This window comes from Aeromonas sp. S16(2024) (genome assembly GCF_041403065.1).
Lineage (GTDB): Bacteria > Pseudomonadota > Gammaproteobacteria > Enterobacterales > Aeromonadaceae > Aeromonas.
In genome coordinates this window covers 88,605-101,359 of the sequence record NZ_JBGLQX010000004.1, presented here as the reverse complement: position 1 = coordinate 101,359, position 12,755 = coordinate 88,605, and the positions used below count along the sequence as shown (strand labels likewise).

The 12,755-nt window shown below is 64.7% G+C and carries 10 protein-coding genes and 1 riboswitch; of the genes, 5 read left to right on the top strand and 5 right to left on the bottom strand.

Going from position 1 to position 12,755, the window contains the following annotated elements; genetic code table 11:
• Nucleotides 1-14 precede the first annotated feature (14 nt).
• Nucleotides 15-1,046: a FecCD family ABC transporter permease gene (locus ACB030_RS04660; protein WP_371158412.1), complete on the bottom strand. Its 1,032-nt coding sequence runs from the start codon at nucleotides 1,044-1,046 to the stop codon at nucleotides 15-17.
• Nucleotides 1,043-1,882 carry a hemin ABC transporter substrate-binding protein gene (locus ACB030_RS04655; RefSeq protein ID WP_371158410.1) on the bottom strand — a complete coding sequence of 280 codons (840 nt, stop codon included), beginning with the start codon at nucleotides 1,880-1,882 and terminating at the stop codon, nucleotides 1,043-1,045. The genes ACB030_RS04660 and ACB030_RS04655 overlap by 4 nt, the downstream gene beginning before the upstream one ends.
• 168 nt (nucleotides 1,883-2,050) lie before the next feature.
• Between ACB030_RS04655 and hutX the strand changes: the two genes are divergently transcribed.
• Both hutX and hutZ read left to right on the top strand, forming a co-directional pair.
• Nucleotides 2,051-2,563, top strand: a complete 513-nt coding sequence (hutX, locus tag ACB030_RS04650) for a heme utilization cystosolic carrier protein HutX (protein WP_005329147.1) — start codon at nucleotides 2,051-2,053, stop codon at nucleotides 2,561-2,563.
• Nucleotides 2,560-3,117, top strand: a complete 558-nt coding sequence (hutZ, locus tag ACB030_RS04645) for a heme utilization protein HutZ (RefSeq protein ID WP_005329149.1) — start codon at nucleotides 2,560-2,562, stop codon at nucleotides 3,115-3,117. The genes hutX and hutZ overlap by 4 nt, the downstream gene beginning before the upstream one ends.
• Nucleotides 3,118-3,187: 70 nt before the next feature.
• Here the strand turns inward: hutZ and ACB030_RS04640 are convergent, their stop codons facing one another.
• From ACB030_RS04640 to ACB030_RS04630, 3 genes are read right to left on the bottom strand one after another with little or no spacing between them, the layout of a single operon-like run.
• Nucleotides 3,188-3,592 (bottom strand): hypothetical protein, encoded by a 405-nt coding sequence (locus ACB030_RS04640; RefSeq protein ID WP_025328092.1) that lies wholly within the window; start codon nucleotides 3,590-3,592, stop codon nucleotides 3,188-3,190.
• Nucleotides 3,593-3,631: 39 nt separating this feature from the next.
• A complete protein-coding gene (locus ACB030_RS04635) occupies nucleotides 3,632-4,186 on the bottom strand; it encodes a cysteine hydrolase family protein (protein WP_202047075.1) in 555 nt (184 codons plus the stop codon).
• A gap of 25 nt (nucleotides 4,187-4,211) precedes the next feature.
• Entirely contained in the window at nucleotides 4,212-5,186 is a 975-nt protein-coding gene (locus ACB030_RS04630; RefSeq protein WP_371158406.1) for a ChaN family lipoprotein, read from the bottom strand.
• A 201-nt stretch (nucleotides 5,187-5,387) separates the two neighbouring features.
• Between ACB030_RS04630 and ACB030_RS04625 the strand changes: the two genes are divergently transcribed.
• The 3 genes from ACB030_RS04625 (at nucleotide 5,388) to ACB030_RS04615 (ending at nucleotide 12,446) form a co-directional block, all read left to right on the top strand.
• Nucleotides 5,388-7,481: a TonB-dependent hemoglobin/transferrin/lactoferrin family receptor gene (locus tag ACB030_RS04625; RefSeq protein WP_371158404.1), complete on the top strand. Its 2,094-nt coding sequence runs from the start codon at nucleotides 5,388-5,390 to the stop codon at nucleotides 7,479-7,481.
• A 266-nt stretch (nucleotides 7,482-7,747) separates the two neighbouring features.
• Nucleotides 7,748-8,890: a 3-phenylpropionate MFS transporter gene (locus tag ACB030_RS04620; protein WP_371158402.1), complete on the top strand. Its 1,143-nt coding sequence runs from the start codon at nucleotides 7,748-7,750 to the stop codon at nucleotides 8,888-8,890.
• 82 nt (nucleotides 8,891-8,972) lie between these two features.
• Nucleotides 8,973-12,446: a NahK/ErcS family hybrid sensor histidine kinase/response regulator gene (locus tag ACB030_RS04615; protein ID WP_371158400.1), complete on the top strand. Its 3,474-nt coding sequence runs from the start codon at nucleotides 8,973-8,975 to the stop codon at nucleotides 12,444-12,446.
• 202 nt (nucleotides 12,447-12,648) lie between these two features.
• Nucleotides 12,649-12,735: riboswitch (cyclic di-GMP riboswitch) on the top strand.
• The last annotated feature ends 20 nt before the right edge of the window (nucleotides 12,736-12,755 follow it).

Here is a 12,755-nt window from a genome sequence, read left to right as displayed (position 1 = left end):
GTGGCGTTCTCCTGTTACAGCGTCCGGCGACTCTTGACCAAGAGCCAGATGAAGAAGGGGGCACCCAGCAGGGCGGTGATGATGCCCACCGGCAGCTCGGCCGGTGCCAGCAGGGTGCGGGCCAGCATGTCGGCCCCCAGCAGCAGGGCGGCGCCGAGCAGGGCGCTGAGCGGCAGCAGCCTGACGTGATTGGGCCCGGCCAGCAGCCGCACCAGGTGGGGCACCACCAGACCGACGAAGCCGATCATGCCGGCCACCGCCACCGCCACGCCGACGCCGGCGGCAGTGAGCAGGATGAGACGCCGCTTGAGGCATTGCACATTGACCCCCAGATGACGGGCCTCACCTTCCCCCAGCAGCAGGGCGTTGAGGGGGTTGGCATCGCGCATGAAGAGCCACAGCAGGGCGACCAGGGTCAGCAGCGCCAGCCCCACGTCCACCGGCTTGCCGGCGGCCAGGGAGCCCATCTGCCACAGGCTCAGGTTGCGCAGCATCTGATCGTCTGCGAGGTAGGTGAGCAGCCCTATCACGGCCCCTGACAGCGCCGTGATGGCGACGCCCGCCAGCAGCATGACGGTGACCGAGGTGCCCCCCTCACGGGTGCCGAGCAAATACACAAGCGTGGTGGTGAGCGCCCCGCCGAGGAAGGCAAGCAGGGGCAGCAGACCGAGGCCGAGCAGGCTCTGCAACTGCTGGCCGAGGGGGGCCAGCAGTACTATGGCCAGGGCGGCACCCAGCGCCGCGCCGCCGGAGACCCCTATGATGCCGGGGTCGGCCAGGGGGTTGCGAAACAGCCCCTGCATCACGGCGCCACAGAGGCCGAGAATGCCCCCCACGGCGATGCACAGCAGGGTGCGTGGCAGGCGGATCTCCTGCACTATCAGCAGCTTGTGTGCCTCTATCCCGCTCTCTTTGCCGGCAAACAGGGCCTGCAGACTCTCGGCGAAGGAGAGCGACATGGGGCCGGTGGCGAGGGAGCCGACCAGTAGCAGGGCGAGCGTGCAGCCGGTGAGCGCGAGCAGCCAGGGCAGCGGCAGACGCATCATGAACCCTGCTTGATCCACTGGGCTATCTGGTTGGCCTGCTGCAAGGATCTCAGGCTGAGCCCCCCTTGCAGGGCGTGACCGTCGATGGCGTGGATGGCCCTGTTCTTGCCCGCCGGGGTGGCGGCCAGGGCCGGCACCTGGGCCAGCACGCTGTCGACGCTCTGATATTGTTGCCAGTCACGGCCGCTCACCAGCACCAGATCCGGCTGCAGTTCGATCAGGGATTCGGTGGAGACGGGCTTGTAGTCGTGCAAGCGGGCGACCGGGTTGACGCCGCCGGCCAGGGTCACCAGGGCGCTTGCGGTGGTATTGCCGCCGGCTATGCTGGTGGGCTGGCCCTTGTGTAGCAGCAGGAAGGCGACCTTGAGGGGCTTGTTCTGTTTTGCCTGGGCCGCCAGCTTGTCGCTCTGGACGGCGATCTCGGCCTTCAGCCTGGTGCCGGCGGCCTGATTGCCCAGCAAGCCGGCCAGGGCGTCGATCCGCTCGTTGAGGTTGGCCAGGGTGGGTGCCGTCGGCAGCACTGTCACCTCGAGCCCGGCCCGGCGCAGCTGTTCCAGGGCCGGTGGCGGCCCCATCTCGTCGCTGCCGACCAGTCGGGTCGGAGCCAGACTCAGTATCCCTTCGGCAGCCAGGGCGCGGTGGTAGCCGACTCTCGGCAGCCCCTTGGGTTCAGGGCTGCTGACGTCGGTGGCAATCAGGCTCTGCTCGCCCCCCAGGGCCATGATGAGCTCTGTGGTGGCCGGACCTATGCTGACGATACGTTCCTGCGCCACGGCAGGCAGGGAAAGGGCTGAACAGCCGAGCAGGCTGAGTGCGAGGGCAAAACGACGGCCCATGCGAACCTCCGAAGGGTGTATGAGAGTGGGATTGCCGCCGAGAATATCAAGCTCGTGAAAAAAATGCACTGATAATGAAAGCGATTATCAATTGCGTTAAGGGGGCCGCTTTATTACAGTATCCGCCGCGAGACCGAGTACTATCGCCAGATCATCCAGGGAGAACCGATGAGCATTGCACAACGCATTCATGCGCTGCTGGAACAAGATCCCAGCGCCCATCCTTCCAGCATCGCCACCGAGCTGGCCGTCAGCGAGTGGGAGGTGGTGCGCCACCTGCCCGCCGAGCTGATGACGCTGGTGCCGAGCGATCAGGCCGAAGCCCTGCTGGCGGATCTGGCCAGTTGGGGTCAGGTGACCACCATTGTGGAGTCTGACGGCTCCATCTTCGAGGTGAAGGCCCCCTTCCCCAAGGGCAAGACGGCCCGTGGCTACTACAACCTGATGGGTCGGGACGGCGAGATGCACGGCCACCTCAAGCTCGACAACGTGGTCGGCATTGCCCTGGTCAGCAAGCTGTTCATGGGCAAGGAGGGGCACTCCTTCCAGTTCTTCGGCCACAGCGGTCGCTGCATTTTCAAGATCTACCTGGGCCGTGACGAGCAGCGTCAGCTGCTGCCTGACCAGGTGGAGCGTTTCAAGGCCCTGCGCCACCAGTATCAAGAGGAAGTGAAAGCATGAGTGAACGTCAGGAGCGTCTGCAGAACCGTCTGCAACCGGAGATCCGCGAATTTCGTGACGGTTGCCGTACCCTGCAGCTCGCGACCGTGGATGGCGAAGGCAACCCCAATGCCAGCTACGCCCCCTTCGTGCTGCAGGAAGATGGCTACTATGTGCTGATCTCCGAGATAGCCCGCCATGCCCGCAACCTGCAACAGGTGCCCAAGGTCTCCCTGATGCTGATCGAGGACGAGACCGGCGCCCGCGAACTGTTCGCCCGCAAGCGACTCACCTTTGACGCGGTGGCCGAGGTGGTGGCACGGGATGACGAGCGCTGGGGCAAGGCGATAGCGGCGCTGGAGGGGCGTTTCGGCGACATCGTCAAAGGGCTCTCCAACCTCAAGGACTTCGTGCTGTTTCGCCTCAAGCCCGAGCAGGGACTGTTCGTCAAGGGCTTCGGCCAGGCGTTCCGGGTCTCGGGTGACGAGCTGGTGGACTTCGTCCATCTGGTGGAAGGGCACAAGCGCGTCGACAACGGCGCCGAGTTGACCAGCGAGACGGACGCACCTGTCTGAGGCGCGAGGTCATGAGATGAAAAACGGGCAGCCTGGGCTGCCCGTTTTGTTACCTGTCCCCCAATCGGGATCACTCCTGCCAGGAGGCCTTGTTGGGGAAGGCGTCGCGATCGGCCTGGGTGGCGGTCTCGTTGCACTCCCCCCGGATCTTCCAGGAGGTCTGACTGAGGACTATGTAGCCGGTGCGGCAATAGTTGCGCGCCGCCAGCGTCTCGGTCAGTTGCTCGTCCTGCAGGGCCTCGCGGCGCTCCAGCAGGCTCTTGCTGTTGCGGCTCAGCCGGCTGTCATCCTCCTGCAACCGACTCGGCAGGACGTCGAGGGGCGCGGCTTCGAAGGTGAAGCGCTTGCTCCCCTCTTCGTTGATGTTGGTATGAAACAGGGGGGCCGGGCCGTCGGGCGTGGTGCCCGGCATGCCGGAGCAGGCCGTGATCGCCGGTAACAACAGCACAAGGGCAACGGCAGAGAATAGACGCACGCAAGACTCCAATCGGGTGATCACTTCAAGGCGGGCAGATTAGCACGCCAGCGCGGGTTGAGCCGCTTCGAGCAGCTGATCCGTGGTGAGCAGGGTGATGCGTCTGCCCTCGGGCAGGTCCAGATGCTGCCACATCCAGTTGTGGTGCTCGATGATCTGCTCGGCGCTCAGGTGGGGACGATCGGCTGTGGTGTGACCATCCTGCAACACCAGCACCTCAAAGCCATGGGCCGCGGCGCTGCGTACCGTGGTATCGACGCAAAAATCGGTGTTGCTGCCACAGAGGATCAGCCTGTCGACGGACTGCTCGGCCAACAGGAAGGCCAGCTCGGTCTCGAGGAAGCTGTCGCACGCCGTCTTGCGTACCCGGCTATCCCCCTTGGCGGGTTGCAGGGCCGGGTGCAGTTGCCAGCCCGGGGTACCGGGTTCCAGCTCGCCCCCTGGCAGCTCGTCATGCTGGATGTAGATGACCCGGCCATGATGCTGTCTGACATGGGCCGCGGCCCGGTTGATGTTGGCCAGTACCTGTGGCTGTTGGTGATGGGTCGCTTTCATGACCCCTTGCTGCACATCGATGATCAATAACACGTCCATATTTTACCCGCCGTATCCTGGAAGATTAGGGTTGCAGCCACTGGCTGCAGTCACGGCTGCGGGATTGATGCAGCGCGCCCATATCTTGCTTCATTTCCGCTGCATTTAGCCAGCGTTCCGGCAGGGGGGCTATGTGCACCCGCACGTCGGCACTCCGTCCGGGGGCGGCCTTGCCATCCCGGGAGCCAGTCTCAGGCACCACCAGGGCGACTCTCAGCGCCGGATTGCGGCTGGCGATGCGGCTCGCGATACCCAGCCCCCCCTCCACGTGGAAGTTGCCGGCGATGTGCATGATGCGCCGGCCGGGATGCTGCTTGAGATAGTCGACCATGCTCTCGGCCATGGTGTCGTCCCAACTGGTCTGGGCGGCGAAGCGGCGGGCATTGCCGTCCGCATCCCCATGATGCAGGGAGGCCATGAACTTCTGGCGGTAGCCGTCATCCCCCAGGGTGAGCTCGCGGGCGAGCTGGCTGCGGCGGCTGGCTGGCAGCTTGTCGAGCCACTCGGGGCCTTCCTGACCGACGCAGCTCACCAGCGGCTTGGGGGCATTGGCGGCGATCACCGTCAGCTGCTGCGCCTTGGCGAACTCCACCAGGGGGCGGTAGTCGCTCGGGTAGTTCGGCCAGGCATGGCCGTCCCGGATCAGCGTGGATTCGCCGATGCGCCCGGCCAGGTAGGCATCCAGCACGGGTTGATCGGCGCGGGTGAACTGCTCCATGGAGAGCACCAGGGCCCGCCCATCGACGCGCGACATTCCTGCAAGCTCCGCCAGCAGGTTTGCCTGCAACAGGTGCACGGCCGGGTGGCTGTGGAGCTCGCCCACCAGCACTATGTCGGCATCCCTGACCTTGCCCACCGCCTGGGCGAGGCTGAGGGGCCTGTCGTCCGTCCCCTCGCCAAGCTGGTAGTGATAGAGGGTCTGGGGAGGCTGGATCTGCGTCGCCGTGGCGCAGGCGGCCAGCAGCAGGGGCAGGGCGAGCAGGGGGAGTCGTCGAGTCATGGCATCTCACTCACAAAGGCAGAGATTGGCAAAGGTACAGCACCATACGATGGCAGCATGGCGAGCAGGAAAAAAGAGGCGCTAGTGTAAAACCGTTCAGAAGCAAAAGAAAATGAGAATGATTCACTTTATTATTGATCTTTGTCGCGGGCTGGGTAAGATGCCGTTCGGTTGATAATGATTCTCAATAAGGACTTTGCAGTGGCGCACAACAACACCCCCTCTCTGATTGCCCTCGCCGTGGCGGCCGGGCTGGTATCCCCTGCTTTCGCCGCAGACAAGAAAACGGATGAAGTCATGGTCGTCAGCGGCTCCCGCATGGAGCAGAAGCTGGAAGACGTCTCCGGCCCCATCGCCGTCATCACCTCGGAGCAGATCGAAGAGCAGGTCGTCAGCAATGTCGCCGATCTGTTCCGTTATGAGCCGGGCGTGAGCGTGCAGGGGGGGGCGGGGGATGCCCAGACCTTCACTATTCGCGGCATGAGCGAGAACCGGGTCAAGGTGGTGCAGGACGGGGTGCGCCAGAACGACGCCTACAAGAATGGCGGTGTGGGCCAGACCTACTTCGACACCGACATGATCAAGCAGGTGGAAGTGGCCAAGGGGCCGGCGTCCGCAGCCTACGGCTCCGATGCCCTGGGGGGCGTCATCGCCATCACCACCAAGGATGCCGGCGACTTCCTCAAGGGGAAGGAGAGCTACCTGGACGCGACCACCGGCTATGCCTCCAGCAGCCACCAGAAGATGGCCGGCATCACGGGGGCGCTACGCACCGGCGAGTTCGAGAACCTGTTGCGCTACACCTGGCGCGACGGCGGGGTGACCCAGAACCATGACAGCGACAAGGACGAGTTCGACATCGTCAGCCAGGCGGTGCTGCTCAAGAGCAAGTGGAACCTCTCCGATGCTCAGTTCCTGAAGCTGACGGTCGACTACTTCATCGAGGGGCAGGATCCTGATGCCATCGATCTGACCAAGGCGGGCTCCGTCTTCAATCAGCCGATCACCGATAAAGATACCGACAACCTCTCCCTGGTGCTGGATCACGGCCTGGCCCTGAACGCCCCCTGGGCGGATCGGGTGGACAGCAAGATTTACTACACCCGCACCAAGCAGACCCTGGATCAGTACGCCTCCTCCAAGTATCCGGTCAACCCGCGCAACCCCTATGTGACCAAGAACTCCCTGGATCACAACGGCTTCGAGCAGGAGAGTCTGGGGGCCCAGGTGAAGTTCAGCAAGGCGCTCGCCAACCAGCGTCTGGCCTGGGGTGTGGAGTATGAGCACACCGACAACGAGCGTACCCGTTTCAAGGCGCCGACCGTGCCGGGCGACTTCGTTGGTTACAGCGAGCTGAGCTTCCCGTCCACCACCAGCGAGCGCAGCGCGCTCTGGGCCTTCGACGAGATCAAGTTTGGCGAGCGCTGGGTGCTGACCCCGGGTGCCCGTTACGACTACTACAAGATGACCCCGGACGAGGATCCCGCCTACACCGGCGAGAACATGCAGAAGATATCCGAAGGGGAGTTCTCTCCCAAGCTGGGGCTGGTGTTCAAGGCTCACGAGGCGGCCAACCTGTTCGCCCAGTACAGCCACGGCTTCAAGGTGCCCATGTATGACAACGCCTTCTCCACCCTGAACCACCAGGCCTACGGCTATCGCATCGAGCCGAACCCTAACCTCAAGCCCGAGAGCAGCGACGGCATCGATCTGGGGGTGCGCGGCAGCAGCGGCGGCTTCAGCTACGAGGTGGCGACCTTCTACAACCAGTTCGACGACTTCATCGAGCTGACCGCCGTGGGGACCGAAGGGCGCACCGCCATCTATCAGTACCAGAACCTGGACAAGGCGACCACCAAGGGGGCCGAGGTCAAGGCGGACTACTGGCTGAACGAGCTGGTGAACGTCTGGGGCAACCTGGCCTACATCGAGGGCAAGGACGGCGACGGCAACTACATCAACAGCCTGAGCCCGTTCAACGGCAGCCTGGGTGTGCGTCTGGAGCAGCCGAACTGGAACATCAACACCGCACTGCGCTTCGCCGACGACATGGACAAGGTGGGCAAGGACGCCAGAGGCAACGACAACATCAAGAGCGCCGGCTGGGGCGTGGTGGATATCTACGCCCAGTTCAAGCCGATGCAGGATCTGCAGCTCAACGTCGGCGTCTTCAACCTGTTTGACAAGGAGTACGTCAGTTACGAGAGCATCACGGGCCTTGCCGCCAGCGCGGACACCAGCAACCAGACCGAGCCGGGTCGCAACCTGAGCGCAAGGGTCAAGTACGTGTTCTGATACTTGCCGATGACGATGATGATGAAGGGGCCCCAGGGCCCCTTCTCTGTGTCTGGCGGCCCAAACCAGCCCCAAAAAGAAACCCGCCAGGGGCGGGTGTAAGGATTGCAACACTCATCAGGAAGCGGTGTTATCCAGATAGACAGGGGGATGTGACAAAGGTTCAACTTTATTGATATTTATCGTTTTTATTCCCCCTTGCCCCAGGGGATCCCCGCGCCAAAATCGGTTATCATTTGTGCCCCTTGTCCCGCTGCCGAGCCCCTATGCCCGCCTTCTCCTGGTTAGCCCTGTTCTTTGGCGCCTTCTACTTCGTCTACGGTGCCTATCTGCCGTTCTGGTCCCTGTGGCTCGAGGGCAAAGGGGTAAGCGCCGAGCAGATAGGCCTGCTGCTGGGGGTCGGCATGGCCATCCGTTTTGCCGGCAACCTGATGGTGATGGGACGGGTCAAGGGGGCCGGTCAGTTGCTGCCCGTCACCCGGCTGCTCTGCCTGCTGAGCCTGCTGGCCTTCCTCGGCTTTTATCTGAGCCACAGCCTCTGGTGGCTGGTGCTGCTGACCCTGGTGGCGAACTTCATCTACCCGACCCTGATGCCCATGGGGGAGGCGCTCGCCACCCGCATGGTGGTGCAGACGCACCTCGACTATGGCAAGGTGAGGCTGTGCGGCTCCTTTGCCTTTATCGTCGCCTCCACCTTGGTCGGCGCCCTGGTGAGCAACTTCGGCAGCGACTGGGTGCTGCACACCATGGTGGCGGGACTGCTGGCCATGCTGGCGCTGAGCGTGCTGCCGCTGCGACCGGTGCCCCAGGAACTCAAGGGGGAGCGGGCCCGGGCCTCCCTGCTCGTCACCCTCAAGTCGGCGCCGGTGCGCCGCTTCCTGCTTATTACTGCCTTGTTGCAGGGCAGTCATGCCGCCTACTACGGCTTCAGCGCCATGTACTGGAAGGGGGCTGGCTACAGCGGCACCCTGATCGGCTACCTGTGGGCCCTGGGAGTGGTGGCGGAGATCGCCGTGTTTGCCGCGGACAAGCGCTTCTTCCACCGCTTCGGGGCCCAGACCCTGTTTCTGGTGGGGGCCGTCGGCTGCGTGGTGCGCTGGGTGTTGCTCGGCGCCTCTACCGAACTGGTGGTGCTGGTGCTGGGCCAGCTGCTGCACGGGGTCACCTTCTGCATCAGCCACCTCGGCGCCGTGCGCTTCATGACCCGCCAACTGCCCGCCGAGCAGCAGATCCCCACCCAGGCGCTCTATGCGGCGCTCGGCCTCGGCATGACGGTGGCGGCCCTGATGGCGATCTGCGGTGTGCTGTTCGAGCCGCTCGGTGGGGGCATCTTCTTCATCATGGTGCTGGTGGTGCTGCCGGTCTTCGTGCTGCGGCTGCGCGGGGAGCATGAGGACGCCGCCGCCTGAGCGGGCACACTCAATGACGGTTGCCCGCCGGCACGCTGAGCCGGCGCGGCGCTCAACACATCTGAACAAGGGAAGAATGTAGATGCACCAAGGATGGCTGCTGATCGGGTTGTCGCTCGCCTATCTGGGCTTGCTGTTCCTCATCGCCTACGTGGCGGACAAGAGCAAGCGCCGTCGGCTCAAGGGCCAGCCCCTGCTCTACAGCCTGTCGCTCGCCGTCTATTGCACCTCCTGGACCTTCTTCGGCACAGTGGGGCAGGCCAGCGAATCCCCCTGGTCGCCGGTGCCCATCTATCTTGGCCCCATGCTGGTGTTCCTGTTTGGCTGGCGCCTGCTGGCCCGCCTCATCCTGGTGGCCAAGCGCGAGCACATCACCTCCATCGCCGACTTCATCGCCGCCCGCTATGGCAAGTCCCAGCGCCTGGCCATGGTGATCAGCCTGATCGCCGTCATGGGGATACTTCCCTACCTGGTGCTGCAGCTCAAGGCCATCGTCACCGGGCTGGATCTGCTGATGGCCAACTCGGTGCCGGCGGGGCCCACGGGCAACACGGCCGAGCTGGCCCTCGGCGTCGCCCTGTTGCTGGCCCTGTTCAGCATACTGTTCGGCACCCGCAACCTGGACGCCACCGAGCACCATCGTGGCATGGTGGTCGCCATCGCCTTCGAGTCCGTGGTCAAGCTGCTCGCCTTCATGGCGGTGGGGGGCTTCGCGCTCTGGCTCATCATCGCCAGGCCGAGCGAGGCCCGCACCCTGGTGGCCAGCGATTTTCTCGATGCGGTGGTGGCGGTGTCGCCGGGCGGTCTGCTGGAGCTCGCCATCTATACCCTGGTGGCCATGTGCGCCGTCATCTGCCTGCCGCGCCAGTTCCACGTGACTGTGGTGGAGAACAATCAGGGCCAGGATCTGCACTGGGCGCGCTGGCTGTTCCCCCTCTACCTGTTCCTGATGGGGCTCTTCATCTGGCCGCTGGCGCTGGCGGGCAAGCAGTGGGTGGGGGCCGACATGGCCTCGGATACCTATGTGATCAGCCTGCCCATGTCGCTGGGCTTCGACGGCATGGCGATGCTGGCGTTTCTCGGCGGTACCTCGGCGGCCACCGGCATGGTGATCGTCTGCACCATCGCCCTGGCCATCATGGTCAGCAACGATCTGGTGCTGCCCGTGCTGCTGCGCCGCTTCTGGCAGCAGGGGCGGGATGAGCGCCTGATGCGGCTGCTGCTGCAGGTGCGCCGGGGCGCCATTTTGCTGATCCTGCTGGCGGCCTGGGTGCTCTATCTCTGGCTTGGGGACCTCACCAGCCTGTCGCGCATCGGCTACCTGTCGTTCGGCGCCGTGGCCCAGTTCGCACCGGCCCTGCTGCTCGGCCTCTACTGGCGGCACGGCAATCGCAAGGGGGTCTATCTCGGGCTCGCCCTCGGGGTCAGCCTCTGGTTCCTCACCCTGCTGGCCGAAAGCGGCCTGCTGGCGGGCTCGCCCCTGGAGGCGCTGCTGGCCCCCCCCGACTGGCCCGCCTTTCGCGAGCTGAGCCTGGGGGCCTGGTGCATCTTCCTGAGCCTCTTGCTCAACCTGCTCGGCTATGTGGCGGGCTCCCTGCTGTCGCGGGCGGCGGTGAGCGAGCGGCTGCAGGCCGCCAACTTCGTCGGCAAGCCGAGCCGGGATACCACGGCGCTCTACCAGGCGCGGGTCTCGGTCAAGGAGCTGGAGATGCTGGCGGCCCGCTTCGTCGGCTCGAGCCGAGTCAAGCGCGCCTTCGGCCGCTTCGCCGGCGAGCGCGGCGGCACCCTGGCGCCCCAGATGCAGGCGTCGGCCGACCTGATTGCCCACACCGAGCGGCTGCTGGCCGGGGTATTTGGCACCTCGTCCGCCCGGCTGGTGCTGGCCTCTGCCCTGCAGGGGCGCAACATGCAGCTCGAGGAGATAGCCACCATAGTGGACGAGGCCTCGGACGTGTTCCGCTTCAACCGCGGCCTGCTGCAGGGTGCCATAGAGCACATGGGGCAGGGGATCTCTGTGGTGGACAGGGAGCTCAAGCTGGTGGCCTGGAACCGGCGCTACATAGAGCTGTTCCACTATCCGCACGGGCTCATCCAGGTGGGGCGCTCCATCGAGGAGATCATCCGCTACAACGCCAGGCAGGGGCTCTGCGGCCCGGGGGAGATCGAGGCCCAGGTGGCGCGCCGGGTCGCCTTCATGAAGCGGGGCAGCCCCCATGTCTCGGCGCGGGAGCGACCGGACGGCCGGGTGATCGAGATGCAGGGCAATCCCATGCCGGCGGGGGGCTTCGTGATGACCTTCACCGACATCACCCCCTTCCGGGCGGCGGAGCGGGTGCTGCGGGAAGCGAACGAGCACCTGGAGGCGAGGGTGGCCGAGCGTACCCACGAACTCTCCGAGCTCAACCGCCAGCTGCTGCTGGTGAACCAGCAGGTGGAGCGGGCGAACCACTCCAAGAGCCGCTTCCTGGCGGCGGTGAGCCACGATCTGACCCAGCCGCTGAACGCGGCCAAGCTGTTTACCTCCTCCCTGCTGGAGATGCTGCCGCAGGGAGGGGAGCAGGCGGCGGAGCAGGTCCGCATCGCCCGCCACATCGACGATGCCCTGGGGGCGACCGAGGATCTCATCACGGATCTGCTGGACATCTCGCGCCTCGAGGCGGGCAAGTTCAAGGCGAAGAAGCTCGATTTCGCCCTGAGCGACGTGCTGGGCAACCTCAAGGCGGAGTTCGGGGTGCTGGCCCAGGCGGGGGAGATCCAGTTCTCCGTGGTGGAGAGCCGCCTCGCGGTCTACAGCGACGTGCGCCTGCTGCGCCGGGTGTTGCAGAACTTCCTCACCAATGCGTTCCGTTACAACCCGGGCGGCCGGGTGCTGCTCGGCTGCCGCCGCCTGGGGGACAAGGTGCGCATCGAGGTGTGGGACAATGGCCCCGGCATTCCGCTGGACAAGCAGGAGGCGATCTTCGACGAGTTCTCCCGCCTCGATCACTCCCGCACCGCCAGGGAGCAGGGACTTGGCCTCGGTCTCGCCATCGCCCGCGGCATTTCCCAGGTGCTGGGACATCAGCTCTCCCTGCGCAGCTGGCCCGGGGCGGGGTCCGTGTTTTCCATCACCCTCAACCTCGCGACCCGGCCGGTGACGCCGAGCCAGCTGGCGGCCCCCGTGGTGCGGGACAGCCAGCTCGAAGGGATCCGGGTGCTCTGCATCGACAACGAGGAGGAGATCCTCATCGCCATGGCCTCCCTGCTGGGACGCTGGGGCTGCGAGGTGCGCTGCGCCCAGAGCCTGGAGCAGGCAGAGGAGATCATAGGAGCCGGTTTCCTGCCCCGGCTGGTGCTCTCCGACTACCACCTGGATGACGGCAAGACGGGGCTGCAGGCGCTGCACATGATCCGGCTGGCCCATGGCAACGACATAGGCGGCATCATCATCAGCGCGGATCGCAAGAGCGAGCTGCAGACCCAGATCCGCGAGCACGGCTTTGGCTACGTCAGCAAGCCGGTCAAACCCCTCAAGCTGCGGGCGCTGATGAACAGCCTGCTGCTGCCAATACAGTGACAGCCTTCACACAATCAAGCATTGCTCGGCAAGTTAGGGAACTGTCATCAGGCGCCAGCATCACCGATGTTGGCGCCAGCTTGCCGGCATGTTCGCGAACAATCTGGAAAATGAGTCCTATTCGCTGTCATTTTTACTAGGTAGCGCCTCCTCCGACTCCCTCCTATAGTCATCCGGCGATTATTTTTGTCGCAAATCAAGTTGTGCAAAAAGGCAAACCGGACGAAAGTCCGGGACGCAAAGCCTCCGGTCTAAGGGTCAAAGCACCTAGGATAGCGGGGTCACCACAGGTTGTATCGTCCATGGGCC

What these genes read in the sequence shown, in the direction of transcription:
- ACB030_RS04660 (WP_371158412.1), bottom strand. Translation starts at nt 1,046, where the DNA reads ATGATGCGTCTGCCGCTGCCCTGGCTGCTCGCGCTCACCGGCTGCACG.
- ACB030_RS04655 (WP_371158410.1), bottom strand. Translation starts at nt 1,882, where the DNA reads ATGGGCCGTCGTTTTGCCCTCGCACTCAGCCTGCTCGGCTGTTCAGCC.
- hutX (WP_005329147.1), top strand. Translation starts at nt 2,051, where the DNA reads ATGAGCATTGCACAACGCATTCATGCGCTGCTGGAACAAGATCCCAGC.
- hutZ (WP_005329149.1), top strand. Translation starts at nt 2,560, where the DNA reads ATGAGTGAACGTCAGGAGCGTCTGCAGAACCGTCTGCAACCGGAGATC.
- ACB030_RS04635 (WP_202047075.1), bottom strand. Translation starts at nt 4,186, where the DNA reads ATGGACGTGTTATTGATCATCGATGTGCAGCAAGGGGTCATGAAAGCG.
- ACB030_RS04630 (WP_371158406.1), bottom strand. Translation starts at nt 5,186, where the DNA reads ATGACTCGACGACTCCCCCTGCTCGCCCTGCCCCTGCTGCTGGCCGCC.
- ACB030_RS04620 (WP_371158402.1), top strand. Translation starts at nt 7,748, where the DNA reads ATGCCCGCCTTCTCCTGGTTAGCCCTGTTCTTTGGCGCCTTCTACTTC.
- ACB030_RS04615 (WP_371158400.1), top strand. Translation starts at nt 8,973, where the DNA reads ATGCACCAAGGATGGCTGCTGATCGGGTTGTCGCTCGCCTATCTGGGC.